At 38.5% G+C, this 26,586-nt stretch carries 21 protein-coding genes and 10 pseudogenes; 27 read left to right on the forward strand and 4 right to left on the reverse strand.

Annotated elements, in window-relative coordinates; translation table 11 throughout:
- Position 1: 1 nt before the first annotated feature.
- The 5 genes and pseudogenes from SRT_RS02620 to SRT_RS02640 all read left to right on the forward strand — a co-directional run.
- Positions 2 to 181 (forward strand): annotated as a pseudogene (locus SRT_RS02620) (ASCH domain-containing protein); the annotation flags it as partial.
- Between the two features lie 38 nt (positions 182 to 219).
- On the forward strand, positions 220 to 1,599 hold the full coding sequence (gene glmU, locus SRT_RS02625) for a bifunctional UDP-N-acetylglucosamine diphosphorylase/glucosamine-1-phosphate N-acetyltransferase GlmU (RefSeq protein ID WP_128832937.1): 1,380 nt from the start codon (positions 220 to 222) through the stop codon (positions 1,597 to 1,599).
- A gap of 9 nt (positions 1,600 to 1,608) precedes the next feature.
- Positions 1,609 to 2,159: pseudogene (locus tag SRT_RS02630) on the forward strand (NUDIX hydrolase).
- Between the two features lie 11 nt (positions 2,160 to 2,170).
- Complete coding sequence (macP, locus tag SRT_RS02635; RefSeq protein WP_128832938.1) at positions 2,171 to 2,494, forward strand: cell wall synthase accessory phosphoprotein MacP; 324 nt, start codon at positions 2,171 to 2,173, stop codon at positions 2,492 to 2,494.
- A 10-nt stretch (positions 2,495 to 2,504) separates the two neighbouring features.
- Positions 2,505 to 3,196 (forward strand): annotated as a pseudogene (locus SRT_RS02640) (5'-methylthioadenosine/adenosylhomocysteine nucleosidase).
- Between the two features lie 267 nt (positions 3,197 to 3,463).
- On the opposite strand, the pseudogene SRT_RS02645 reads toward SRT_RS02640, so the two are convergent.
- Positions 3,464 to 4,233, reverse strand: a pseudogene (locus SRT_RS02645) (peptidylprolyl isomerase); the annotation flags it as partial.
- A gap of 96 nt (positions 4,234 to 4,329) precedes the next feature.
- On the opposite strand from SRT_RS02645, the gene SRT_RS02650 reads away from it, so the two are divergent.
- Entirely contained in the window at positions 4,330 to 6,693 is a 2,364-nt protein-coding gene (locus SRT_RS02650; RefSeq protein ID WP_161940015.1) for a DNA translocase FtsK, read from the forward strand.
- Between the two features lie 87 nt (positions 6,694 to 6,780).
- Here the strand turns inward: SRT_RS02650 and SRT_RS02655 are convergent, their stop codons facing one another.
- The gene (locus SRT_RS02655; RefSeq protein WP_128832939.1) at positions 6,781 to 7,134 is read right to left on the reverse strand and encodes a DUF3397 family protein; all 354 of its coding nucleotides are present in this window, start codon (positions 7,132 to 7,134) and stop codon (positions 6,781 to 6,783) included.
- 187 nt (positions 7,135 to 7,321) lie between these two features.
- Between SRT_RS02655 and rplK the strand changes: the two genes are divergently transcribed.
- The 20 genes and pseudogenes from rplK to smpB all read left to right on the forward strand — a co-directional run bounded on the left by rplK (position 7,322) and on the right by smpB (position 23,519).
- On the forward strand, positions 7,322 to 7,747 hold the full coding sequence (gene rplK, locus SRT_RS02660) for a 50S ribosomal protein L11 (protein ID WP_002263607.1): 426 nt from the start codon (positions 7,322 to 7,324) through the stop codon (positions 7,745 to 7,747).
- 92 nt (positions 7,748 to 7,839) lie between these two features.
- Complete coding sequence (gene rplA, locus SRT_RS02665) at positions 7,840 to 8,529, forward strand: 50S ribosomal protein L1 (protein WP_128834012.1); 690 nt, start codon at positions 7,840 to 7,842, stop codon at positions 8,527 to 8,529.
- A gap of 169 nt (positions 8,530 to 8,698) precedes the next feature.
- Positions 8,699 to 9,436, forward strand: a complete 738-nt coding sequence (gene pyrH / locus SRT_RS02670) for a UMP kinase (RefSeq protein WP_128832940.1) — start codon at positions 8,699 to 8,701, stop codon at positions 9,434 to 9,436.
- Between the two features lie 363 nt (positions 9,437 to 9,799).
- Positions 9,800 to 10,357: a ribosome recycling factor gene (gene frr, locus SRT_RS02675; RefSeq protein WP_002262766.1), complete on the forward strand. Its 558-nt coding sequence runs from the start codon at positions 9,800 to 9,802 to the stop codon at positions 10,355 to 10,357.
- Between the two features lie 240 nt (positions 10,358 to 10,597).
- Positions 10,598 to 11,457 (forward strand): annotated as a pseudogene (locus tag SRT_RS02680) (CvfB family protein).
- A gap of 68 nt (positions 11,458 to 11,525) precedes the next feature.
- On the forward strand, positions 11,526 to 12,035 hold the full coding sequence (gene msrA, locus SRT_RS02685) for a peptide-methionine (S)-S-oxide reductase MsrA (protein ID WP_128832941.1): 510 nt from the start codon (positions 11,526 to 11,528) through the stop codon (positions 12,033 to 12,035).
- Positions 12,032 to 12,247, forward strand: a complete 216-nt coding sequence (locus tag SRT_RS02690) for a YozE family protein (protein WP_128832942.1) — start codon at positions 12,032 to 12,034, stop codon at positions 12,245 to 12,247. The genes msrA and SRT_RS02690 overlap by 4 nt, the downstream gene beginning before the upstream one ends.
- 66 nt (positions 12,248 to 12,313) lie before the next feature.
- Complete coding sequence (locus SRT_RS02695; RefSeq protein WP_128832943.1) at positions 12,314 to 13,279, forward strand: PhoH family protein; 966 nt, start codon at positions 12,314 to 12,316, stop codon at positions 13,277 to 13,279.
- A 405-nt stretch (positions 13,280 to 13,684) separates the two neighbouring features.
- Positions 13,685 to 14,181: pseudogene (ybeY, locus tag SRT_RS02700) on the forward strand (rRNA maturation RNase YbeY).
- Complete coding sequence (gene dagK / locus SRT_RS02705) at positions 14,162 to 14,569, forward strand: diacylglycerol kinase (protein WP_161940016.1); 408 nt, start codon at positions 14,162 to 14,164, stop codon at positions 14,567 to 14,569. Before ybeY ends, dagK begins: the two are co-directional and overlap by 20 nt.
- A 21-nt stretch (positions 14,570 to 14,590) precedes the next feature.
- Entirely contained in the window at positions 14,591 to 15,490 is a 900-nt protein-coding gene (gene era / locus SRT_RS02710; RefSeq protein WP_128832945.1) for a GTPase Era, read from the forward strand.
- A gap of 114 nt (positions 15,491 to 15,604) precedes the next feature.
- A complete protein-coding gene (locus SRT_RS02715; protein WP_128832946.1) occupies positions 15,605 to 16,384 on the forward strand; it encodes an alpha/beta hydrolase in 780 nt (259 codons plus the stop codon).
- A gap of 205 nt (positions 16,385 to 16,589) precedes the next feature.
- Positions 16,590 to 17,114, forward strand: a complete 525-nt coding sequence (locus SRT_RS02725; RefSeq protein ID WP_128832947.1) for a mycothiol transferase — start codon at positions 16,590 to 16,592, stop codon at positions 17,112 to 17,114.
- Between the two features lie 50 nt (positions 17,115 to 17,164).
- On the forward strand, positions 17,165 to 17,983 hold the full coding sequence (mutM, locus tag SRT_RS02730; protein ID WP_128832948.1) for a DNA-formamidopyrimidine glycosylase: 819 nt from the start codon (positions 17,165 to 17,167) through the stop codon (positions 17,981 to 17,983).
- Positions 17,983 to 18,579, forward strand: coding sequence for a dephospho-CoA kinase (gene coaE / locus SRT_RS02735; RefSeq protein WP_128834013.1), 597 nt, complete (start codon positions 17,983 to 17,985; stop codon positions 18,577 to 18,579). Before mutM ends, coaE begins: the two co-directional genes overlap by 1 nt.
- A 198-nt stretch (positions 18,580 to 18,777) precedes the next feature.
- Positions 18,778 to 19,976: pseudogene (locus SRT_RS02740) on the forward strand (multidrug efflux MFS transporter).
- Positions 19,976 to 20,121 (forward strand): annotated as a pseudogene (gene rpmG / locus SRT_RS02745) (50S ribosomal protein L33). The pseudogenes SRT_RS02740 and rpmG overlap by 1 nt, the downstream one beginning before the upstream one ends.
- Positions 20,122 to 20,169: 48 nt before the next feature.
- Positions 20,170 to 20,406, forward strand: a complete 237-nt coding sequence (gene secG, locus SRT_RS02750) for a preprotein translocase subunit SecG (RefSeq protein WP_002264960.1) — start codon at positions 20,170 to 20,172, stop codon at positions 20,404 to 20,406.
- Positions 20,407 to 20,752: 346 nt separating this feature from the next.
- Positions 20,753 to 23,089 carry a ribonuclease R gene (gene rnr, locus SRT_RS02755; RefSeq protein ID WP_128832949.1) on the forward strand — a complete coding sequence of 779 codons (2,337 nt, stop codon included), beginning with the start codon at positions 20,753 to 20,755 and terminating at the stop codon, positions 23,087 to 23,089.
- Positions 23,052 to 23,519, forward strand: coding sequence for an SsrA-binding protein SmpB (smpB, locus tag SRT_RS02760; RefSeq protein ID WP_128832950.1), 468 nt, complete (start codon positions 23,052 to 23,054; stop codon positions 23,517 to 23,519). Before rnr ends, smpB begins: the two co-directional genes overlap by 38 nt.
- 30 nt (positions 23,520 to 23,549) lie before the next feature.
- Here smpB and SRT_RS02765 read toward each other — a convergent pair.
- Positions 23,550 to 25,234: pseudogene (locus tag SRT_RS02765) on the reverse strand (MFS transporter).
- Between the two features lie 122 nt (positions 25,235 to 25,356).
- Here SRT_RS02765 and SRT_RS02770 point away from each other — a divergent pair.
- Positions 25,357 to 25,868: pseudogene (locus SRT_RS02770) on the forward strand (PadR family transcriptional regulator).
- Between the two features lie 322 nt (positions 25,869 to 26,190).
- On the opposite strand, the gene gloA reads toward SRT_RS02770, so the two are convergent.
- Positions 26,191 to 26,583, reverse strand: a complete 393-nt coding sequence (gene gloA / locus SRT_RS02775) for a lactoylglutathione lyase (RefSeq protein WP_128832951.1) — start codon at positions 26,581 to 26,583, stop codon at positions 26,191 to 26,193.
- Between the last annotated feature and the right edge of the window lie 3 nt (positions 26,584 to 26,586).

Consider the following 26,586-nt stretch of genomic DNA (forward strand, 5'->3'; position numbering starts at 1 on the left):
TAAGAAAGGAAAGGGCGATCGCTCCTTGACTTGGTGGCAGGATAGTCATCGAGAAATTTTTACCCAATGGTTTAAAGACGCTGCTTTAACATTCAAAGAAGATAGTCTGATTGTGCTTGAAGAGTTTCGCTGTGTCTATCCTCATTTAACAAATAAATCGAAAAATGCTATAATGGATTGAACATTTTGTTGTCCATTATTTTTTATGAAGGAATTTTTATGACTAACTATGCTATTATCCTTGCTGCTGGTAAGGGTACTCGAATGAAATCGGATTTACCAAAAGTTTTGCACCAAGTGGCAGGACTTACTATGTTGGAACATGTTAAACGTGCTGTCGATACCATGAATCCAGCAAAAACAGTGACCGTTGTCGGTCATAAAGCAGAACTTGTTCAAAAGGTTCTAGAAGGCCAATCAGAATTTGTCCTTCAATCGGAGCAATTGGGAACGGGGCATGCTGTTATGATGGCTGAGTCAGCTTTGGCTGAGCTTGAAGGACAAACGCTTGTCATTGCTGGTGACACGCCTTTGATTAGAGGAGAAAGTCTGAAAAACTTGCTGCATTATCATAAAAGTCATAAAAATGTAGCGACAATCTTAACTGCTGAAGCAGATGATCCTTTCGGCTATGGTCGTATTATTCGCAATCAAAATGCGGAAGTAACCAAGATCGTTGAACAAAAGGATGCTTCTGATTATGAACAACAAGTCAAAGAAATCAATACAGGAACGTATGTTTTTGACAATAAGCGCCTTTTTGAAGCCTTAAAAGAAATCAATACCAATAATGCTCAGGGTGAATATTATTTGACAGATGTTATCAGTATTTTTAAAGAGGCAGATGAAAAGGTTGGAGCTTATAAACTAGCTGATTTTGACGAGAGTCTTGGGGTTAATGATCGTGTTGCTTTAGCAACAGCAGAAAAAGTTATGCGTCATCGCATTAATCATGCGCATATGGTCAACGGTGTGACTTTAATAAACCCAGCCAGTACCTATATTGACAGTGAAGTTATCATTGCACCAGATGTGGTCATTGAAGCTAATGTGACGCTTAAAGGTCAAACTAAAATTGAAACAGGAGCTGTTTTGACTAATGGTACTTATATTGTTGATTCAGTTATTGGTGAAAATACTGTAATTACCCATTCAATGATTGAGGCTTCTCGAATTGAAAAAAATGTTACAGTTGGACCTTATGCACATTTACGACCAAATTCAGTCTTAGAAGAAGCAGTTCATGTGGGGAACTTTGTGGAAGTTAAGGCCTCGACACTTGGTAAAGAGACCAAAGCAGGGCATTTGACCTATATTGGCAATGCTGAGGTTGGCCATGATGTTAATTTTGGTGCTGGTACCATTACAGTCAATTATGATGGACAAAATAAATATAAGACAATTATAGGAAACCATGCTTTTGTTGGCAGCAATTCTACCATCATTGCTCCTTTAACTATTGGTGATAATGCCTTGACAGCAGCAGGTTCAACGATTCATAAAGATGTCCCAGTTGATAGTATTGCTATCGGTCGTGGCCGCCAAGTCAATAAAGAAGGCTATGCCAAGAAAAAACCGCATTATCCCACTAATAAATAGGAGGCTGTCATGGATTTTGAAGAAAAGACCATTAAGCGCCAACTGATTTTTGATGGACAAATTTTTAAAGTTGCTGTTGATAATGTTCAGTTACCTAATCAGTTGGGGACTGCCAAACGTGAATTGATTTTTCATCGTGGAGCTGTAGCAGTATTAGCTGTAACACCTGATAATAAATTGGTAATCGTCAAGCAATATCGCAAGGCAATAGAAAAAATATCTTATGAAATTCCAGCAGGCAAATTGGAAATTGGTGAGGATGGAACAGAAAAAACAGCAGCTCTGCGTGAATTAGAAGAAGAAACTGCTTATACAGGCGACCTCAAGTTGATTTACGAATTTTATACAGCCATTGGTTTTTGCAATGAAAAAATTAAGCTTTATTTGGCTACTAATTTAGAGAAGGTTGACAATCCTCGTCCACAAGATGATGACGAGGTCATTGAATTTTTGAATTAACCTATGATGAATGTATGGAATTAGTAAAATCAGGAGACATTGAGGATGCAAAAACGTTAATTGCTCTTCAATATTTTGCATTGCATTTTAAAGATAAATAAGGGGAAACGTTATGGGAAAGCCACTATTAACAGATGAAATGATTGCCCGTGCCAATCGTGGTGAGAAGTTCTATGATAAAGGTCATTTTGACTCAGAAGAAACCATTGTCATTTCAACAGATAATCAGATACCTCAATCAAGTTATGATAAAACGCGTGATTTGAATGAAAGCTATGATGATTATGATTATGAAGACTATGATGAAGAACCTATTATCAAAAGTCGCCGCATTGAAAATGCGAAACGTGGTAAATTTCAGTCTAAATTAAATTGGATTTTAATAGGAGTCGTTCTTCTTCTAGCCTTTTTAGCTTATGCTGTCTTTAAACTATAAAGGAAGAAAAATGAAAATTGGAATTATTGCAGCTATGGAGGAAGAATTGAAACTCCTCTTAGCGGAATTAAATCATAAAAGAGAAGAAATCTGTTTAGAACGACCTTACTATAGCGGTAAACTAGGTAAACATCAGGTCGTTCTGGTGCAAAGCGGTGTTGGCAAAGTCATGTCTGCTATGAGTGTGGCTGTTTTAGTGAATCATTTTAAAGTTGATGCTCTGATTAATACAGGTTCAGCAGGGGCTTTAGCACCAGATCTGGCTATTGGCGATGTTGTAGTGGCAAATAGACTCGCTTATCATGATGTAGATTTAACTGCCTTTGGTTATGAATTTGGACGTATGTCGGGGCAGCCTCTTTATTTTAAATCAGATCAAACCTTTGTGACTGCTTTTGAAAAGGTATTGGCTAAGCACCATGTTCGTAGTAAAATCGGTCTCATTACAACCAGTGATTCCTTTATGGCTGGTAAAGAAAAACGAATTTTGTTAAGGAACATTTTCCAGAAGTGCAGGCAGTTGAAATGGAAGGCGCAGCGATTGCCCAAGCAGCTTATGCAGCCAAGCGCCCTTTTGTCGTTATTCGAGCAATCAGTGATACAGCAGCTCATGATGCCAATATTACTTTTGAAGAATTTGTTGTTGAGGCTGGTAAAAAATCGGCTCAGCTGCTCTTAGCATTTTTAGAGGTTTTAGATTAATGCTTTTCCAAAATCAAAACAATAGCTTGCTATACCCGACTACTGTTTTGTAGGTGATTGTGATGTAAAGGCGTAAGGTTGATATATTTCGCTGACGAACTAGTAATGACGTTAGACAGACACTTTCGATAACAGATACTAATTAATGAAGTACTTAGCGCTCATTAACTGTGCCACGTTGCTTGGTCTATTTTTCATTTTATTGAGTGTAATTGTTATAAAAACGAAATTGGCAATAATTGAAACCAATTTCGTTTTGTTTCTAATTTTCTTGTTCAAGTTGTAACCTTTGATAATGTTAATGTTTTTGATGATAATTCTTTCTTGTGGTTTACCTTTTTGGTCAGTTTTGGTGGCAGCAATCTGATCAACAATTTTCATGCCTTTTATCACTTGTCCAAAGACTGTATAATTGCCATCAAGTTTTGGTGTCCCGCCCTTTTATAGGCATTAATGATTTTTTGCGGATAGCGCGTAGTTGCTAATTGCTTGGATTGATTATCTTTGTTTTGAACAATGAAAAATTGGCTGGCATTAGTATTGGGGCCAGCATTAGCCATAGATAAGGCACCTCTGAGATGATAAAGGTATTTTGACGTTTCATTAGCAAATCCCTTGCCAGAATCTTTAGACTTGTCTTTGCCCATCCAAATGGATTCACCACCACTGCCATCACCTTTAGGATCGCCGCCTTGAATCACAAAATCTGAGATAATACGATGGAAAGTCAAATTATTATAGTAGCCATTTTTAGCATGGGTTAAGAAATTTTCAACTGCTAAAGGTGCATATTTAGGGAAAAGTTTAACAGTGATATCTCCTTTTGAAGTAGCAATGGTAACCTCAGCTTCATTTTTAGCAACTTTCCTAGACAATTGAGGAAAGCCTGCCTTGTTTAATTGTTTTATCTTATTTTTGGCTTTTTGTTTAGCAATACGATGATTAACGTATTTATCTCCTTTAATAGCACGATCCATACTTTCACAACCTGCCAGCAAGACAAAAGACACTAAAACCAAACTTACAATTCTTTTCATAATTACTCCTTGATTATAAAAGATAAATTTATTTTACCATAAAATGATGACAGTATCTGCTTTTCTCAAATAATATAAAAATGGTATAATGATAATATGGCTAAAACAAAGAATAAAAGAAAAGGACGGAAAACACGCCGTCCAACAAAAGCGGAATTAGAGAAACAAAAAGCCATAAAGCGCATGTTATTTGCTTTGTTTATGGCTTTTGTCCTCTTTTTTGCAATTTTTAAACTAGGACGAGTAGGCATTACCGTTTATAATATCATTCGTTTGATGGTGGGAAGTTTGGCTTACCCCTTCATTTTTGCTACTCTGATTTATCTTTTTGCTACCAAATGGTTGAAGAAACATGATGGCTTGGTCGGTGGTTTTGTCATCACTATGCTTGGGATGCTTTTAGAATGGCAAGCCTATCTTTTCTCCTTAGCAACGATGAAAGAACAAGGTGTCATCAAAGGCACTTTAGTGATTGTTTTTAGTGATCTCAGTAAATTTCGTGTTGCTAATTTTGCTGGCGGTGGTTTTTTAGGAGCTCTCCTCTATATGCCGGTTGCTTTTCTCTTTTCCAATATTGGTTCTTTTTTAATCGGTGGACTTTTTATTCTTTTAGGTCTTTTTCTAATGAGTCCTTGGGATGTTTATGATGTCATGAATTTCTTCAAGGACAGTTACGCTAAATGGCAGGTTAAACGGCAGGAAAATCGGGAAAGACGCTTTGCGCAAAAAGAAGAGGCGCGCCTTTTGGCACAGCAGGCTGCCCAAGAAGCACAGAAATCGGCAACGTTTGATCATGGCCTCAATGCAGCCATTGATTTAGAAACAGGCGAGGTTTTAGATCAGGCACAGACCATTGATTTAGATGATTTTGATGGACAAGTCCATAAAGAACCAGAAATTATTGGTTATCAACCGGATCCTGAGGAAGAAGCATTAGAAGCAGAAGTTCCAGCTGTTGAACAAACCAGTCAGTTACCAGAAGAAAGGGATATATCAGATGAATCCTTGGAGGTTGATTTTACACCTAAGACAACTCTTCATTATAAATTGCCGGGTATTGATCTGTTTGCTAAGGATAAACCCAAAAATCAAAGTAAAGAGAAGAGATTAGTCCGTGATAATATCAAGATCTTAGAAGAAACTTTTACTAGCTTTGGCATTAAGGCCAATGTTGAACGAGCTGAAATCGGACCATCTGTTACCAAATATGAGGTTAAACCAGCAGTCGGTGTGCGGGTCAATCGTATTTCTAATCTAGCGGATGATTTAGCGTTAGCTTTGGCTGCTCAGGATGTTCGTATTGAAGCACCTATTCCTGGGAAATCTCTTGTGGGCATTGAAGTTCCAAATTCTGAAGTAGCTACGGTGACTTTCCGTGAACTTTGGGAACAGGCTAAAACATCGCCTGATAAATTGCTTGAAGTTCCTTTAGGTAAAGCTGTTAATGGTTCGGTTCGTTCTTTTGACCTAGCTAAGATGCCTCATATCTTGGTGGCGGGGTCGACGGGTTCAGGAAAGTCTGTGGCGGTTAATGGTATTATTGCCAGCATTCTGATGAAAGCACGACCAGATCAGGTCAAATTCATGATGATTGATCCCAAGATGGTTGAACTGTCTGTTTATAATGATATTCCCCACCTGCTAATTCCTGTTGTGACTAATCCACGCAAGGCCAGCAAAGCTTTGCAAAAAGTTGTTGATGAGATGGAAAATCGCTATGAACTCTTTAGCCATTTTGGTGTTAGAAACATTGCCGGTTACAATGCTAAGGTAGAAGAATTCAATCGCCATTCAGAAACCAAGAATATACCTTTGCCGCTTTTGGTTGTCATTGTTGATGAATTGGCTGATTTGATGATGGTAGCTAGCAAGGAAGTTGAAGATGCCATTATCCGTTTAGGACAAAAGGCTCGTGCGGCAGGAATCCACATGATTCTCGCAACACAGAGACCATCTGTTGATGTTATTTCTGGTTTGATCAAAGCCAATGTACCAAGTCGAATCGCCTTTGCGGTTTCTTCTGGAATAGACAGTCGCACCATCCTTGATGAAAATGGAGCTGAAAAGCTTCTAGGACGAGGGGATATGCTCTTCAAACCAATTGATGAAAACCATCCTGTTCGTTTGCAAGGTTCCTTTATTTCAGATGATGACGTTGAACGTATTGTGTCCTTTATCAAGGAACAAGCAGAAGCTGATTATGATGAAAGTTTTGATCCTGGTGAAGTTTCTGAAGATGATAACTCTAATGGTAATGCTGGTAATTCTGAAGGAGATCCTCTCTTTGAAGATGCCAAAGCCTTGGTTCTGGAAACACAAAAAGCCAGTGCTTCTATGTTGCAACGTCGACTTTCAGTTGGTTTTAACCGTGCAACGCGTTTAATGGAAGAATTAGAAGAAGCAGGTGTTATTGGACCTGCTGAGGGAACAAAGCCTCGAAAAGTTTTGCAAAGCAATTAAGCAAAACAAGAACGATCAACTTATAGAATAAAAGAAAAACAGATAAGCCTTTTAGAACTTATCTGCTTTTTAATTATGAAGTGATAATCAGCCGGCAAGAAAGGCAGCAATGACAGTCGCCAAATAAAAGAAGAAAGTCAAAATGAAGCCTGACCGCCAAAAGAATTTAAAGAACCGTCTGAAAGAAAAGGACTTTCTTTTTCTGAGCTGACGGATAGCCAAGGTCAGAGAAAGAATGGACATGGCCAGTAAATAATGCGGCAGAAAGCTGTGAGTATAAAATTTTGCTGACACTAAGACAATTTCTACTGCAAAAAGCGGCAGAGCAATGTCTGCTAAATTAATACCAAAGCGTCGCAAATGGAAAGTTGAAACGATAATGTAAGAAAAGATTAACGTTAAAAAAATGAAGGCTATTGCCATTAATTTATACATAGTCATAATCTTATTTTATAACGATTTTATAAGAATGTAAACGCCTAAACAAAAATAAAAATAGAATAAATCAAGGAAAATTCTTGTTTTTTATAAAGAATAATGTATAATAAATAGGTATACTGTAATGGTATATTTGTGGGAGGTAAAAATCTGTTAATTACCGAAAGAACCACAACAGGAGGATTTTATAATGGCTAAAAAAGTCGAAAACATCGTAAAACTTCAAATTCCTGCTGGTAAAGCAACACCAGCGCCACCAGTTGGACCAGCACTTGGTCAAGCAGGAATTAATATCATGGGATTCACAAAAGAATTCAATGCTCGTACAGCTGATCAAGCTGGTATGATTATCCCAGTTGTTATCTCAGTTTATGAAGATAAATCATTTGATTTCGTCACAAAAACACCGCCAGCTGCTGTTCTTTTGAAAAAAGCTGCAGGTGTTGACAAGGGTTCTGGTGAACCAAACAAAACTAAAGTTGCTTCAGTAACTCGTGCACAAGTACAAGAAATCGCTGAAACAAAAATGCCAGATTTGAACGCTGCAAACCTTGAGTCTGCAATGCGTATGATCGAAGGTACTGCTCGTTCTATGGGATTCACTGTTACTGACTAAGAGTGTCCTATTTACCCGCAATACTTGATCATATGTGACGAGTGACGTGGGAGATGAAAATCGATATGACCACATTACAAGGAGAAGATAAAATGGCTAAAAAAAGCAAACAATTACGTGCTGCTCTTGAAAAAATCGACAGTACAAAAGCTTACAGTGTAGAAGAAGCTGTAGCGCTTGCAAAAGAAACTAATTTCGCAAAATTTGATGCAACTGTAGAAGTTGCTTACAACCTTAACATTGATGTTAAAAAAGCTGACCAACAAATCCGTGGTGCCATGGTATTGCCAAATGGTACTGGTAAAACACAACGTGTTCTTGTTTTTGCCCGCGGTGCTAAAGCTGAAGAAGCTAAAGAAGCTGGTGCAGACTTCGTTGGTGAAGATGATCTTGTTCAAAAAATTAACGGCGGTTGGCTGGATTTTGATGTTGTTATTGCGACACCTGATATGATGGCAATCGTTGGTCGCCTTGGACGTGTTCTTGGTCCGCGTAACCTCATGCCAAATCCTAAAACGGGAACAGTAACTATGGATGTTGCCAAGGCAGTCGAAGAATCTAAAGGTGGTAAGATTACTTACCGTGCTGATAAAGCAGGTAACGTTCAAGCTATCATTGGCAAAGTATCATTTGATGCAGATAAGTTGGTTGAAAATTTCAAAGCTTTCAATGACGTTATTGCTAAAGCAAAACCTGCTACTGCAAAAGGTACTTATATAACAAACCTTGCACTGACAACTACTCAAGGTCCTGGTATAAAGGTTGATGCAAATTCATTCTAATTAAATAGTGAAAAAGAACGGCATTTAGCTGTTCTTTTATTTTAGGTATAGAAAAATTATTTTTAGCTTGAGTTGTTAGGAACTAATACATTTTTTTAAAAAGAAAAGAGACTATAAATTTTAATGGAAGTATGGTAAAATATTAGGGATAAAGTAAGGAGTAGAGATAATGGTAAAACCTAAATATAGTCGTGTATTGATTAAGCTCTCTGGAGAGGCTTTAGCTGGCGAAAAAGGAGTTGGTATTGACATTCCAACTGTTCAAGCTATTGCTCAGGAGATCAAGGAAGTTCATGACTCAGGCATTGAAATTGCTCTTGTTATCGGTGGTGGAAATCTTTGGAGAGGTGAGCCTGCTTCTAAGGCAGGTATGGATCGTGTTCAGGCTGATTATACTGGGATGCTGGGGACAGTTATGAATGCTCTTGTTATGGCAGATGCTCTCCAGCATGCGGGGGTGGACACGCGTGTTCAGACAGCAATTGCTATGCAACAAGTTGCAGAGCCTTATATTCGTGGTCGAGCGTTGCGTCATTTGCAAAAGGGCCGCATTGTTATCTTTGCTGCGGGTGTCGGTTCTCCTTACTTCTCAACTGATACGACATCTGCTCTTCGGGCCGCAGAAATTGAAGCAGATGCTATCCTTATGGCTAAAAATGGCGTTGATGGTGTCTATAATGATGATCCTCGTAAGAATGTTGATGCAATTAAATTTAACGAACTAACTCATATGGAAGTTCTCAAACGCGGACTTAAAATTATGGATTCAACCGCTAGCTCACTGTCGATGGATAATGATATTGACTTGGTTGTTTTCAATTTGAATGAGAGCGGAAACATTAGACGTGTTATCTTAGGCGAACAAATTGGGACAACTGTAACCAGCAGAATTTCTGATTCAGAATAATTGAACACGGCTACGACACTGTGCAAAAAAATAGTTTCTCCTAGAGTCCTGAGACTCTTCGTTGAACCTCCTATTTTGCTTTGTGTCGCTTCCGCCTTAGTATCTTAAAAATTGAACACGGCTACGACACTGTGCAAAAAGATAGTTTCTCCTAGAGTCCTGAGACTCTTCGTCAAACCTCCTATTTTGCTTTGTGTCGCTTCCGCCTTAGTATCTTAAAAATTGAACACGAAGCTAATCTCTTCGGAAAAAAGACCGACGTCCTTGTGTCCAAGGACACGGCGTCTGTCGCCTATTTTTCAGTCAGAGATTTTCGCTAGGCGAAACGCTTCTTAGTATCTTAATATAAGGAGAATATTAAAAATGGCAAATGCTATTGTAGAAAAAGCAAAAGAAAGATTTGAACAATCACATCAGTCCCTCGCGCGTGAATTCGGCAGCATTCGTGCTGGCCGTGCCAATGCAAGCCTTTTAGATCGGATTGAAGTAGAATATTATGGCGTACCAACTCCTCTCAATCAACTAGCTTCAATCACTGTTCCAGAAGCACGCGTTCTTTTGGTTTCACCATTTGATAAATCATCATTAAAAGATATTGAACATGCTATTAATGCTTCTGATATTGGGATTAATCCGGCTAATGACGGTTCTGTTATTCGTTTGGTTATTCCAGCCTTGACTGAAGAAACACGTAAAGAGTTGGCTAAGGAAGTTAAAAAAGTTGGTGAAAATGCGAAGGTTGCTATTCGTAACATTCGTCGTGATGCCATGGATGAAGCTAAAAAGCAGGAAAAGATTAAAGAAATCACAGAAGATGAATTGAAATCTCTTGAAAAAGATATTCAAAAAGTTACAGATGAAGCTGTTAAGCATATTGATAGCATGACGGCAAATAAAGAAAAGGAACTTCTTGAAGTTTAAGATTTAAGTTTAGAAGTTTTTACCGGTCGCATTATGATAAGATCTTTATAGATAGATCTTGTCGTCTCATTAAAATAAAAGGCAGAAGGGGGTGGCGGATTCACTCCCTTTTGTAAATATAAAGGAAAGGAATTAAACAGGGGTTAAAAATTGAAAAATGATTTGAAACAAGAAAGTCATATCTCCTTTTGCAGACATGCAAATCATCTCTTTTTCATTTTTTAAAACTTGAATCTTATTATGAATCCATTGCTTGCAACAGTCATCACTGGGATGGTGACAGATGAAAATGATAACTTTTATTTTATCCAGAAAGATGGTCTAACTTTTGCTCTTGATAAGACAGAAGGTCAGCACAAGATTGGTGAGATGGTCAAGGGTTTTGTCTATACAGACATGCATCAAAAAGCACGCTTGACAACTGTTAATATAGAGACAACACGTACCACATATGGTTGGGGTACAGTAGCTGGGGTACGACGGGATCTGGGTGTTTTTCTTGATGTTGGCTTGCCAGATAAGCAGTTTGTTGTTTCTTTGGATGTTTTACCAGAATTAAAAGAATTGTGGCCTAAAAAAGGGGACAAACTTTATGTTTATCTAGAAATTGATAAAAAAGACCGAATTTGGGCGATTCCAGCTGGATCAGAGGTTTTCCAAAAATTAGCTGGACCAGCCTATGATAATATGCAAAACCAGACTTGGCCTGCTATTGTTTACCGTCTTAAGTTGACAGGAACCTTTGTTTACTTGCCGGAAAATAATATGCTTGGCTTTATTCATCCAAGTGAACGCTATACCGAACCACGTTTGGGACAAGTTGTTGATGCGCGTGTTATTGGTTTTCGTAAGGTAGATCGGACACTTAATTTATCCTTAAAACCGCGTTCCTTTGAAATGCTGGAAAATGATGCACAGATGATTTTGACCTATTTAGAAAACAATGGTGGGTTTATGACACTCAATGATAAGTCAACCCCTGCTGATATCAAAGCAACTTTTGGAATTTCTAAAGGTCAATTTAAAAAGCCTTGGGAGGCTTAATGAAAGCTAGGAAAGTGAAACAAGATATTAACGGAACAGAATTGATTGATAACTAAGATAAAATCTCAGATTTTCTGGGATTTTTTGGTACAATAAAACTATTATTTCTAATGTGAGGTATCTTATGGAACGTGCGATTTTTGCGGGAGGCTGTTTTTGGTGTATGGTACAGCCTTTTGAAGAACAAGATGGTATTTTGTCTGTCCGATCAGGCTATACAGGAGGATATGTGGTTAATCCGACTTATGAGCAAGTCTGCTCAAAAATGACTGGACATACGGAAGCTGTCGAAATTATCTTTGATGAAAGCAAGATTTCTTATGCAGACCTTGTCGAAATCTATTGGCGGCAGACCGATCCAACCGATGCTTTTGGACAATTTGAAGATCGTGGGGATAACTATCGTCCTGTTATCTTTTATTTTGATGAGCAACAGCGGAAAATAGCGGAGCAGTCCAAGGCTAATTTGCAGGCTTCAGGTCGTTTTAACAGACCGATCGTGACTACGATTGAAGCAGCGCAGCCATTTTACGAAGCAGAAAATGACCATCAGGCTTTCTATCGGAAAAATCCTAAACACTATGCGAGAAGCTCTGCTATTCGCCATCACTTTTTAAAGGAGAACTGGTCATGAGAAAATCATTTTATACTTGGCTGATGGCGCAGCGTAATCCTAAAAGTCATGAACCTGTAGCTATTTTGGCGGATTTGGTCTTTGAAGATACAACTTTTCCGAAACACACTGATAGTTTTGAAAGGGTCAGTCGCTATTTGGAAGATGAAGCTAGTTTTTCTTTTAATCTTAGCGAATTTGATAGGATTTGGGAAGATTATTTGGCACATTAAAGTCACGCGTTTAGCGTGATTTTTTGGTATAATGAAAAGCATACAAAGGTGAAAAAGGAGTAAAATTTGCAAGAGTATTCTGTTGAAGTGACCTTGGTTCATCCAGATGATATGGTCAATTTATTTGGTTCTAATGAGCGGCATTTAAAATTAATTGAAGAGAATCTTGGCGTTGTCATTCATGCCAGGACAGAGCGTGTCCAAATTTTAGGTGAGACTGAGGAAGCCATTGAATTAGCTCGTCTGACTATCAAAGCGCTGTTAGTTCTGGTCGGACGGGGAATGATTGTCAATACTTCTGATGTTGTGACAGCACTTTCGATGGTGCAAAATGGCAACATTGATAAATTTGTGGCACTTTACGAAGAAGAAATTATCAAGGATTCTTATGGGAAACCTATTCGCATTAAAACTCTGGGACAAAAGGTCTATGTTGATAGCGTCAAAAGCCATGATATCGTTTTTGGTATTGGTCCTGCAGGAACGGGGAAAACCTTTTTAGCAGTTACACTAGCTATCACTGCTCTTAAACGTGGACAAGTTAAACGCATTATTCTAACACGTCCTGCAGTGGAAGCGGGTGAAAGTCTTGGTTTCTTACCAGGAGATCTCAAGGAAAAAGTTGATCCCTATCTGCGCCCTGTCTATGATGCTCTCTATCAAATTCTTGGAAAAGAGCAAACCAGTCGTCTCATGGAGCGCGAGACTATTGAAATTGCACCTTTGGCGTATATGCGCGGTCGAACTTTGGACGATGCTTTTGTCATTCTGGATGAAGCGCAGAATACCACCATTATGCAGATGAAGATGTTTTTGACTCGTCTTGGCTTTAATTCCAAGATGATTGTCAATGGTGATATTAGTCAGATTGATTTGCCTAAAAATGTCAAATCAGGCTTGGTTGATGCTTCAGAAAAACTAAAGGATATTAAACAGATCGATTTCGTCTATCTTTCTGCTAAAGACGTTGTCCGACATCCAGTGGTTGCTGAAATCATCAATGCTTATGAGGATTCAACTGATGCTCATTAGAAATCAAACTGTACATCGAATATATTCTTTGCTATCGGGACAAGATTGTCAGTGGTATCTATGATAGTTGTTTTCTCATTAACTTTGTATCAGAAGTAGTGGACGAAATAAGCAGTCTTGCTATTTCCCTTCCTTATGAGGGAGCTAAAGAGATGATTTTAGTGGAGGAGCTGGAGGATAAAGATTTTCTGATAGTTCCAGTAATCGCTATGTCCGACTAACTATCAACGTCAAAACTGAGAAAGAAAAGTAGAGTGACTTCGAATGATGTTAAAGACAGGGAACATTTCCTTGTCTTTTTATAATATCGCTGATATGAGAAGTGTGATTGTAACCTCTCTTTTCTTTAGAAAGTAACTGCTTTTATGGTATAATTGAGTTACTAATAGTTGAAAGAAGATGACCATGCATATTGAAATGATTGATGAGACGAATCAGGTTTCTGAGGAAATAAAAAACAAACTTTGGATATTTTGGCATTCGCAGCACAAAAAACAGGAAAAGAAGACAAAGAAATGGCGGTTACTTTTGTGACTAATGAGCGCAGCCATGAACTGAATCTCAAGTATCGTGCTGCTGATCGTCCTACTGATGTCATCAGTCTAGAATACAAACCAGAAAGCTCCCTTTCTTTTGATGAGGAAGATTTAGCAGACGATCCAGATTTAGCGGAGATGTTAACTGAATTTGATGCTTATATTGGTGAATTGTTTATTTCTGTTGATAAAGCTCGTGAGCAGGCGCAAGAATATGGTCACTCGTTTGAGCGTGAGATGGGCTTTTTAGCCGTACATGGCTTTTTACATATCAATGGCTATGACCACTATACCCCCCAAGAAGAAAAAGAGATGTTTAGCTTACAGGAAGAGATATTAGATGCCTATGGACTTAAGAGACAATAAACAAAGCCAAAAAAAATGGAAAAATAGAACTTTAACTTCCAGCCTTGAATTTGCCTTGACAGGAGTTTTGACGGCTTTCAAAGAAGAGCGTAATATGAAAAAACATGCTGTATCAGCTCTTCTGGCTGTTATTGCTGGTTTGGTTTTTAAGGTATCAGTCATTGAGTGGCTTTTTCTTTTATTGAGTATTTTTTTGGTTATTACCTTTGAAATTGTTAATTCGGCTATTGAAAATGTGGTTGATTTGGCCAGTGACTATCACTTTTCCATGCTGGCTAAAAATGCGAAAGATATGGCTGCAGGAGCTGTTCTGGTCATTTCAGGATACGCTGCTTTGACAGGGTTGATTATTTTTGTACCAAAAATTTGGTTTCTGCTTTTTCATTAAGAAATAGATAGAGGAGACATCATGTCATTTAAATCAGGTTTTGTAGCTATTTTGGGCCGTCCCAATGTTGGGAAATCGACCTTTTTAAATCATGTCATGGGGCAAAAAATTGCCATCATGAGCGATAAGGCGCAAACTACTCGTAACAAAATTATGGGTATTTATACCACAGATAAAGAGCAAATTGTTTTTATTGATACGCCGGGAATTCACAAACCCAAGACAGCTTTGGGAGATTTTATGGTTGAGTCAGCCTACAGCACTCTTCGTGAAGTGGACACAGTGCTCTTCATGGTTCCTGCTGATGAAAAACGCGGTAAGGGCGATAATATGATTATAGAACGTCTTAAGGCCGCAAAAGTACCAGTTATTCTGGTTATCAATAAAATTGATAAGGTCCATCCGGATCAATTACTAGAGCAAATTGATGACTTTAGGAATCAAATGGATTTTCAGGAAATTGTTCCTATTTCTGCCTTACAAGGCAATAATGTCAGTCACTTAGTAGATTTGTTGGTAGAACATTTGGAAGAAGGGTATCAATATTTTCCAGATGATATGATTACCGACCATCCAGAGCGTTTTTTAGTATCTGAAATGATTCGGGAAAAAGTTTTGTTGCTGACGCGTGAAGAAGTTCCTCATTCGGTAGCTGTTGTGATTGAGTCTATGCAACGCGATGAGGAAACGGATAAGATACACATTCGTGCGACCATTATGGTTGAGCGTGACAGTCAAAAGGGTATTATCATCGGTAAAAAGGGTGCCATGCTTAAAAAGATAGGCCAATTGGCCCGCCGTGACATTGAACTCATGCTGGGTGACAAAGTCTACCTCGAAACTTGGGTCAAGGTTAAGAAAAATTGGCGCGACAAGAAGCTAGACTTGGCTGACTTTGGCTATAATAAGAAGGAATACTAGAGCCTAAAAACAAGAGGCTTTAATAACCTGCTAATTTCAACAGGCAAGAAATAGAACACTATGAAAATTTAACACACAATACCGCACATATGGCTTGGAAGAAAGTGTGATAAAATGGTAAGTCAATTAGTTATTGAAGAAGCAGGTCAGCAAAATGCTAAAAGTATCATCTTTTTGCACGCCTCAGGTTCCAGCAGTAAGATGTGGCGACATCATATGTCTGCGCTTAAAAATGATTTTCACTGTATCGCAATAGACCTTCCGGGACATGGCAAGAGTCATGAGATAGAGTGGACAAATTTTGATGATGTTACGGAAATGATTGCTGATATTATCAAAAGAAAGGCGCACGGGAAGCCTCATCTAGTCGGGCTTTCACTGGGAGCCGGTCTTATTTTGAAACTATTAGAAAAACAAGCTGATCTATTTGATAGGGCGATTGTTGATGGCATCAGCCATCAACCAATAAAAGGCTATCGCAAAGTTATTGCTATGGTGCATCTTATTTCCTTAATAAAAAATACCAAATTCACTGCAAATCTTATGACTAAGATGATGCAGGAAAACGGCACACCAAAGGAAGAAAGTCAATTATTTGTTGCAGACTTGCAAAGAGCTTCACGTCAGTCTTTTTGCCGTGCCATGTCTCAAGCTAATTTGTTAAGGGTTGACCTAAGATTTGACAACCCGATTTTCTTTGTTTCAGGAAGTAAGGAATCTGAGACCATCCATCAGTCGCACCAATTATTAGCTCAGCAGAATGCCCAGAGTGGCTGTGCTTATTATCCTAATAAGGGTCATGCTTGGCTCTTTAGTGATGTGAAAACGCATATTCAGCTATTGTGCTACTTTTTTCAAGACAGTACATTTCCAGATAAATTGAAAGGATTCTAATTATGGACTACATTTCCTACATCCGCTCAAAAGTTGGTTACGACAAGGTTATCTTGACCTTTGTTAGATGAGTATTTTGATGACAGCTTTGCATTGGGTCATTAGAGTAAAAGTGCAAAACTAGGTCACGCCATTTCGAATCTTATTTTGAGTGTACTGGTACCAAATATAAATGAATAACGAAATGCTATAAGGAGGTCTTAAAATGGATTATTTAGATATGTTAATTGATAGTCTCAACCGGGCTAGAGAACGTTTTTGGCGTATGTTTAAAGGAGTGACAGTAGAGCAAGCTAATTGTTTCCCAGTTGCTGATACTGCACCGCAGATAAAATCACTGACTTGGCTAGCATGGCATACAGCGCGCGAATTGGATTTGCAGATTTCAGCTTTGGCAGGTCAGGAGTCCATCTGGGACAGTCAAGGTTTTAAGGAGTATTTTCCTTTTGAAGTAGCAGAATCAGAAGATGGTTGGGATCACAGCTTAGAGCAAGCCCGAAGAATTAAGGTCGATCACTTAGATGATGTTTTAGACTATCTCAATGATGCGACTGATTTTGCCATTCTTTATTTGAAATCACTTGATCCAGAGTGTCTAGATGATATTGTAGATGATTCTTGGACACCAGCTGTGACGCGTGGTGTACGCTTGGTTTCCATCATTGATGATGCTGCTATGCACTCAGGACAAGCTATTTATGCTCGTCGTTTGCTTGGTTTGAAGGATTAGATTTTTGAAAAATAGCAGAGCGGTAAGAACGTTTAGAAAAAGGAGCAATCATGCCAGAATTACCAGAGGTTGAAACGGTCAGGCGCGGCTTGGAGCATTTGATTGTTGGCAAAAAAATTGTATCGGTAGAGGTTCGTGTGCCCAAAATGGTCAAAACGGGTGTAGAAGATTTTCAGCTGGACATTTTAGGACAAATTTTTGAAAGTATTGATCGCCGTGGTAAATATCTCCTTTTAAATCTCAATAAGCAGACCATTATTTCTCATCTGCGCATGGAAGGCAAGTATTTGCTTTTTGAAAATGAGGTGCCTGACAATAAGCATTTTCATCTTTTCTTAGGTCTGGATGATGGGTCAACCATGGTCTATCAGGATGTCCGCAAATTTGGTACCTTTGAATTATTGCCTAAGAGTCAGGTCGAGGCTTATTTTATTCAGAAAAAAATTGGTCCTGAACCCAAGGCCGAAGACTTTAAGCTCAAGCCTTTTGAAGAAGGACTGGCCAAATCGCACAAGGCCATCAAAACATTACTTTTGGATCAGCATTTGGTGGCTGGACTTGGCAATATCTATGTGGATGAGGTCTTGTGGGCAAGTCAGATTCATCCAGAACGTCCTGCTTCCGGTTTAACTGAGGAAGAAGCCGTGCTATTGCGTCAGCAAATTATTCGTATCATGCAGCTGGCCATTAAAAATGGCGGTTCGACCATTCGCACTTATCGCAATGCTCTTGGCGAAGATGGCAGTATGCAGGATTTCTTACAAGTTTATGGAAAGACAGATCAGCCTTGTGGGCGCTGTGCCACGCCTATTGAGAAAATTAAAGTAGGAGGGAGAGGGACGCATTTTTGCCCATCCTGCCAAAAATGATGACAAAGATTATTGGAATTACAGGCGGTATTGCTTCTGGCAAGTCAACGATTACAGCTTATCTCAGGCAAAAGGGTTATCAGGTTATTGATGCTGACCAAGTCGTGCATGATTTACAGACCAAGGGTGGTAAGCTTTATCAGGCCTTGGTCAACTGGTTGGGCACAGCTGTCCTCAATGAAACTGGTGAGCTCAACCGTCCAAAATTGTCTCAACTCATTTTTTCCAGTTCAGACAATTTAGCCAAATCTTCTCAGCTACAAAATACCATTATTCGACAAGAATTGGAGAATAGACGGAACCAGCTGGCTAAGACAGAAGAAATTTTCTTTATGGATATTCCGCTTTTGATTGAGCAGGATTATATGGACTGGTTTGATGAGATATGGTTAATAGCGGTAAGCCCAGAGATACAAATAAAACGACTGAAGCAGCGAAATGGCTATTCGCAAGAAGAAGCGCAGCAGCGCCTTGCCAGTCAAATGTCCTTGCAGGCCAAAAAGGCTTATGCCAATCAAGTGATTGATAATAATAAAACAGTTGAGGATATGAAAATGCAAGTGGATAGTCAACTGAGGAGATTGCAAAATGAATGACATTTACTTTGATGACAATTGTCATAACTGGAATGACGCGTCCGCCTGCATGAAGAAGCAGGTTATGGTATTGAAAACAATTTAAAAGTTACTTATGCCATTTTTTATTTTGTTTCGTTAAACAGAGGATTAAAACATCAGGTTTCATAAATTATGTTATAATGACATGTGGTATTTTAGAAGGAAGATGATCGTATTATAACAACAGTTAATTGGAAGAAAAACCTTTTGATAGCTTGGTTCGGTAGCTTTTTTACTGGAGCAAGCTTTTCACTTGTCATGCCTTTTATGGCTTTATTTGTTGAGGAATTAGGCGTAAAAGGTGATTTGGTCAAACTCTATGCAGGCCTTGCAGTATCAATTTCAGCCTTGGCTTCTGCTCTTTTTGCACCTGTTTGGGGACGTTTGGCAGACCGTTATGGACGCAAGCCCATGATGATTCGAGCTAGTCTTGTCATGACTTTTACCATGGGCGGTCTAGCTTTTGTGACGGATGTCTATGGGCTGCTTTTTTTACGTTTGCTTAATGGGATGTTTGCGGGTTATGTGCCAAATGCCAATACACTTATTGCTTCTCAGGCTCCTAAAAATGAATCAGGTTCTGCTCTTGGAACTTTAGCTACTGGTGTTATTGCCGGCAGTCTAATTGGTCCTCTTATGGGCGGCATGCTTGCTGAATTTTTAGGCATTCGCAATGTCTTTCTCTTGGTTGGCACTTTGCTTTTATTGGTAATGCTGCTGACAACCTTTTTTATTCAGGAAGATTTCCGACCTGTACCTAAGAAAGATATCTTATCTACTAAAGAACTTTTTGCTCAAATTAAAGATCGGCAAATACTATTGGGGCTTTTTGTTACCAGTATGATTATTCAAATTTCAGCTCAGTCTGTTGCCCCTATTTTGGCACTTTATATTAGATATTTAGGGCAAAGGGACAATCTGATGTTAATTGCGGGCTTAATTGTGTCTGCTATGGGCTTTTCCAGCATTATTTCCAGTTCAAGATTTGGGAAATTAGGTGATAAAATTGGCAATCACCGTATGTTATTAGCAGGTCTTTTTTATTGTGGTATTATTTATTTGATTCTTGCACAGTCAAAAACACCTCTGCAATTAGGCATTTGGCGCTTTCTTTTGGTTTTGGTACTGGAGCCCTCATGCCAAGTGTTAATGCTCTATTAACAAAACTAACACCTAAGGAAGGTATCTCCAGAATCTTTAGCTACAATCAGATGTTTACCAACTTTGGTCAGGTATTGGGCCCTTTTGTAGGATCAACTGTAGCAGCAGGCTGGGGTTATCGCTGGGTCTTTTATGCTACAGGAGCTATTGTTCTTTTCAATTTTATATGGAGTCTTGTTAATTTTAGAAACTATTTGAAAGTTAGGGAAATTTAGTGCGTATCAAGATTAATCTGCAATGTTCACATTGTGGCAGTAAAATTATTTGACGAGTAAAAATAAGAAAAATCATCCAGAAAAAATTCAGGTTCCTAAATATTGTCCTAAGGAAAGAAAGGTGACCTTGCATATTGAATCCTAAGCTGAAATATGTTAAAATGACTAAGATTATAGTGGAGGAAGTAAGGACATGTACAACTTTTTAGTAACAGCATTGCTAGTGTTATCCTTTATCTTGGTAATTGCTATTTTTATGCAGCCTCAAAAGAATCCTAGCAGCAATGTTTTTGATAACAGTGGATCAGAAGCTTTATTTGAGCGTACAAAGGCTCGAGGTTTTGAAGCTTTTATGCAGCGTTTTACAGCTATTTTAGTCTTCTTTTGGCTTGCGATTGCCTTGGCAATTGTTGTTTTATCAAGTAAATAAAAAGGGGTTGGGAAAGTAGTCTCAACTCCTAAGTTTTTGTTAGAGTCATTTAGCTTATCTTTTATGACCTTCTTAGCTCGCTTTGCCATATTTTAAATACTGACTAGTACTAAAAGGCAATTGAAAAACTATAATAGAAAAAGACTGGATACAGATGTTTGAGTAATTTGAAGTAGGCTGTTCCAATTATGCTTGTTTTTTAGTCCACTGAACATTAAAGCGAATAAATTTGCAGAAGGTGGGAGTATACCAAGGTTACCACCTAAAATAAGAGAGTGATGGGAACCTTAATGATATTTTCAGGTTTTCTTCCTCTCTTTTTTAAAATACTAAAGAAAGAATTGAAATGAAAGAAAAAATTATTACTTATTTAGAAGAGAAGGGGAAATCAAGTGTTGATGATTTAGCCAGCAGTTTAAATATGGCTGGTGCTCAAAAATTTCCTTCTCTTATCAAAGAGATTTCCAAGCTCGAAAGTAAAGGTAAATTGCGCTTTGAGCAAGATGGCACAATCTCACTTAGAAAGACGAAAGAAAAGAAAGACCAAGTTACTGTCACAGGCATTTTTCGTGCTAATAAGGCGGGTTTTGGATTTGTCAGTATCGACGAAGCAGAAGAAGATCTTTTTATCGGCCGTAATGATGTTGGTCATGCAGTTGATGGTGATACGGTAGAGGTAGCGATTAAAAAAATTGCTGATCGCCTTAAAGGAACGGCAGCAGAGGCGCGTGTTGTTAAGATTGTTGAGCACAGTTTAAAAACAGTTGTCGGCCGTTTTGTTTTGGATGATGAAAAGCCTCCCTATATTGGCTATATTAAGAGTAAAAATCAAAAAATTACACAAAAGATTTATATCAAAAAAGAACCCATTGTTTTAGATGGGACTGAGATTATTAAGGTAGCAATTGAAAAGTATCCAACGCGGCGTTATGATTATTTTGTGGCTAGTGTTGAGGATGTGATTGGTCATCAGGACGATGTCGGAATAGATGTTTTGGAAGTTTTGGAATCCATGGACATCGTGTCTGAATTTCCTGACGCTGTTTTAAAAGAAGCCCAGTCTGTTCCGGATGCTCCTAGTGAGAAAGATTTGATCGGTCGAGTAGATTTACGCAAAGAGGTTACTTTTACCATTGATGGGGCGGATGCTAAAGATTTGGATGATGCGGTTCATGTCAAATTATTAGATAATGGCAATTTTGAGCTCGGTGTTCATATTGCCGATGTTTCTTATTATGTCAAGGAAGGCTCAGCTTTGGATGGTGAAGCCTTAGCTAGAGGAACCAGTGTTTATGTGACTGACCGTGTGGTTCCTATGCTACCTGAACGTTTGTCTAATGGCATTTGTTCCCTCAATCCTAATCTTGACCGTCTGACGCAGTCTGCTATTATGGAAATAGATAAGGACGGTCATGTGCTCCATTATCAGATTACTCAAACTGTTATCAATACTAGTTTTCGTATGACTTACAGTGATGTCAATGCTATTATTGCAGGGGACAAAGAACTGACAGAGCGATACGACAAGATTGTGCCATCTATTCACTATATGGTGACCTTGCATAAGATTTTAGAAAAGATGCGTGAGAGACGCGGAGCCCTTAATTTTGATACCTCAGAAGCCAAAATTTTGGTTAATGATAAAGGCTTTCCTATGGACATTGTGCTGCGTCAGCGTGGTTTAGCTGAGCGAATGATTGAGTCTTTCATGCTGGCAGCCAATGAATGTGTGGCTGAGCATTTTGCTAAGAAAAATCTTCCTTTTATCTACCGAATCCATGAAGAACCTAAGGCTGAAAAGTTACAGAAATTTATGGACTATGCGAGCATTTTTGGTGTCAGTATTCAGGGAACAGCCAGTAAAATCAGCCAGACAGCTCTGCAAGATTTTATGAAAAAAATCGAGGGGCGACCGGGCAGTGATGTTCTTTCCATGATGTTACTGCGTTCTATGCAGCAGGCGCGTTATGCTGAGCATAATCATGGCCATTATGGTTTGGCAGCGCAATACTATACGCATTTTACCAGTCCAATTCGCCGTTATCCAGACCTTTTGGTGCATCGCTTGGTGCGTGAATACGATAAAGCGAATTCTGAGAAAGTGGAGCATTTTGCACAAATTATCCCTGAAATTGCCAGTCAAACCAGCAGTTTGGAACGTCGTGCCATTGATGCTGAGCGTGTTGTTGAGGCCATGAAAAAAGCAGAATATATGGAAGAATATGTAGGGCAAGAATTCACTGGTGTCGTCTCCAGTGTTGTCAAATTCGGTCTTTTTGTAGAACTGTCTAATACCATTGAAGGTCTCATTCATATGACGACCCTACCAGAATTTTATCAGTTTAATGAACGCACTTTAAGTTTGCACGGTGAGAAATCTGGTAAGGTTTTCCGAGTTGGTCAATCCATCAAAGTAAAAGTGCTTAAAGCAGATAAGGAAACAGGTGATATTGATTTTGCCTATCTTCCAAGTGATTTTGATGTCATTGAAAAATTCTCTCATTCCAAAAAGAATAAGCCGCGTCCTTCACGTCGCGGTGGCGACAGCAAAACGAAGGCTGATAAGCGTAGCAAACAATCAACTCTTTCACAAAAGAAGAAAAAGAAGCCTTTTTATAAGGAGGCAGTAAAGAAAGGAGGCAAGCATGGTAAAGGCTCAAGGAAACGTCGTCGCTCAAAATAAAAAAGCCAGACATGACTATGAGATTCTAGAAACTTATGAAGCAGGCATCGTGCTGACAGGAACTGAGATTAAGAGTGTTCGTGCGGCAAGAATTACTCTCAAAGATGGTTTCGCTCAAGTTAAAAATGGTGAGGTTTGGCTAAATAATGTCCATATTACACCTTATGAACAGGGTAATATCTGGAATCAGGATCCTGATCGTACCCGTAAGCTCCTTCTTAAAAAGAGAGAAATTGCAAAATTGGACAATGAACTCAAAGGGACAGGCATGACCTTAGTGCCCCTGAAAGTTTATCTCAAAGATGGCTTTGCCAAAGTTTTGCTTGGCCTTGCTAAAGGGAAGCACGATTATGACAAGCGCGAATCCATCAAACGCCGCGAGCAGGAGCGAGACATCAAACGGCAAATGAAGCAGTTTAATAGGAAATAAATAGAGCTGGGTAAAAATATCCAGCTCTATTTACATTGGTATAATTGTATTTTTTCTGGGAAATAGTAGGCTTGAAAAAATAGCTAAAATAATGAATATAATTGAGTAACTGTAAAGTTTGGTGAAGGCTTTGGTGTATCTTTTCCTAGAATAATCTTTAATATGCCTGATCGCTTTGTTAATCTGTTTATTAATCGTTGCTAGTTTTTTCTCCACACTGGCTTTTACTTTTTGTAAATCTCCTGTTTTTGCTCTTGAGGCAGATTACTTGGGTATTTCTGAAGAGTTCTTTGATAAGCTTGATTAATGATTTCTTTACGATCAGTCTTGGAGAAGTGATTAGAAACTGTCCTACGACGTGTACTTTTTCCTAGTGAATTAATAGCTGTTTTTTGAATAATTTTCTGTTTGTCTTTGGTAACATCAATGGTTTTGACTTCAGTTTTGATATAGTTAATCGCTTCTTTTTTAGCAGTGCCAAGGTTTGTATAAAGACCTGTGACATAGACGGCAACAGCCAAGACAATACCTACCTGCCTGAGAACTCCAGCGACACTTTGGGACGCCGTTAACAGATTCCCGGTGAAATCTGAGGCAGCTAACACGGTAATAGGACCAGCGATAATACCGTAACCAGTCCCGAGAATTAAACAGGTTAGAGTTGTTTGGGTGTTGTCAGCCATATCAATTTTTGTAAACAGAATATAGGCAGCTGCCATTAAGGTGAAACCGCTGGCAATGACCAGACGGGGGCCCAATTTATCAATAATGAAAGCAGCAAGCGGAGAGAAAATAAAAATCATGGCTGTAATTGGAGTGACTAATAAAGCAGCTTCCAATTCCGTTTTACTTTGTACACGGGTAAAGTAGGTTGGCAATACAACTGTTACAGCTACTAAAAAGACATTGCTGAGAATAATTGCGATAGCAGAACCCGTAAATTCTTTGTTTTTAAAGAGATCTAAGGGAACCATAGGAGCTTGACAGCTTTTTTCCCAGAGAATGAAGATAATAAGTAAGAGGGCTGAGCTGATGAGCAAGGTGAGGATGCTGAAGCTAGTCCAGCCCCAATCTCGTCCCTGAACAAGGCCCAGTGTCAATGAAAAAAGCGTTGCCATACTGATAAGAGCACCAAGATAATCAATCTTGGCTTTTTCTTTTCTTTCCTGTAAATTGAGACATACAAGGCAAATTACAAAAGAAATTATCATTAAAGGCAGATTAATCAGGAAAATCCAACGCCAGCCAAAGAACTGTGTTAAGACTCCTCCTATGGTTGGACCTAAAGCAGCAGCAAGACCTTGAGTAACGCCTAAAGCTGCGATGACGCTTTTACGCGCATTAAGGCTGACGGTATTGATTCCAATTGTCATAGATAAAGGGAAGACAATAGCTGCTCCGATACTTTGAATCCCGCGACCAAAAATGAGAAAGTCAAGATTAGAACTCATTGCAGAAATCAAAGATCCTCCCATAAAAGTAAGCAATCCTAGAAGATAAAATTTGTGTTTTCCAAACTTTTCAGCCAACTTACTTAAAGGAATCGTTAAGGAAGCAAAAATAATCGTATAGACATTTAAAGACCATTGAAGATCATTAAGGTTCACTTTTAGACTGTCCTGGATAGCCGGCAGGGCAATATTCATGACGGTCGTATCCAGCATACATAGGAAGATGCCGATACACATAGCAATAATAGCAAATAAACGTTTCATTAAAAACACCTTTCTTTTCGTATTAACAATGATAATATAAACTAAATTAATATAATTGTCAATGATTGAATAATAATAATATTTATATTATGATTGATAATATAATAGATTGAGGTGGTAATATGCAAGGTAAAGATATTATTTTAGGGATATTGAGCAAGAAAGAACGTTCGGGTTATGAAATCAATGATATACTGCAAAATCAGTTATCTTATTTTTATGATGGCACCTATGGTATGATCTATCCTACTTTGAGAAAGCTTGAAAAAGATGGGAAAATCACAAAAGAAGTTGTCATTCAAAATGGTAGGCCAAATAAGAATATCTATGCGATCACAGAATCCGGCAAGAAGGAATTGGCTTCTTATTTACAGTCAGATGTAAATGATGAAATTTTCAAGTCTGATTTTCTCATGAGATTATTTTTTGGAAATTCTTTAAACGATGATGATTTAGAACAATTGATAAGAGAAGAAATTGAGAGAAAGGAAGAAAAATTAAACGTTTAAGTGAGAATCTTGAAATTTGGAAAAAGAAAGGAGAATTAACTCCAACTCAGGAAATTACTATTAAATATGGTTTAGCTCAATATAAGTCTACTAAAAAAGTCTTAGAAGAAGAATTGGCAAAATGAGAGCGGGAAGTTTGCTTTTTAAAGGCACAATATTATAATCATTAATAATAAATAACTATTGGTGAGCTAGTTTATTTTGTTTAATCATTATGTTAAACAGTTGTCTTTAAAAAATAGAACAAGAATTGGTATAGTTGATTAGGTATTGAGATGAACTGACGTTTATGGGATTAAATAAGCTCCAACAATTTGGGAAACTGTTAAAGGTTTGAGCCTAGAAATTCAGATGTGAAAATGCCACTTGAACACTGTGGGAAATAAAAACCACGACACATTAAAAAGGTCGGAACACTTTCGTTTCGACCTTTTATCTTTATATACTTTATTTTTCCTGAAATTGTTTGAGACGGATAACTTCGATCTTATAGCCATCGGGGTCTGTGATGAAGTAGTACATCTTTGGCTTACCGGGCAGACCTGAAAGGTCTGTCACAGTGTAGCCGGCTTTTTGATGCGCTTGATGAGCCGCTTCAAGGTCATCAACACCGACAGCGATATGACCATAACCATTGCCGAGGTCATAAGCTTCGTGATCGTAATTATAGGTTAATTCTAACTCATAGTCGGGGTCGTCTTCTAGTTGCAGATAAACCAGAGTAAATTTGTATTCAGGAAAGTCGTTACGGCGAGCTTCTTTGAAGTCTAGTGCCTCTTGGTAGAATTTGAGCGAAGCGTCCAAGTCCTTAACACGGATACAGGTATGTAAAAATTTCATTGG

Source organism: Streptococcus troglodytae, from assembly GCF_002355215.1.
Classification (GTDB): domain Bacteria; phylum Bacillota; class Bacilli; order Lactobacillales; family Streptococcaceae; genus Streptococcus; species Streptococcus troglodytae.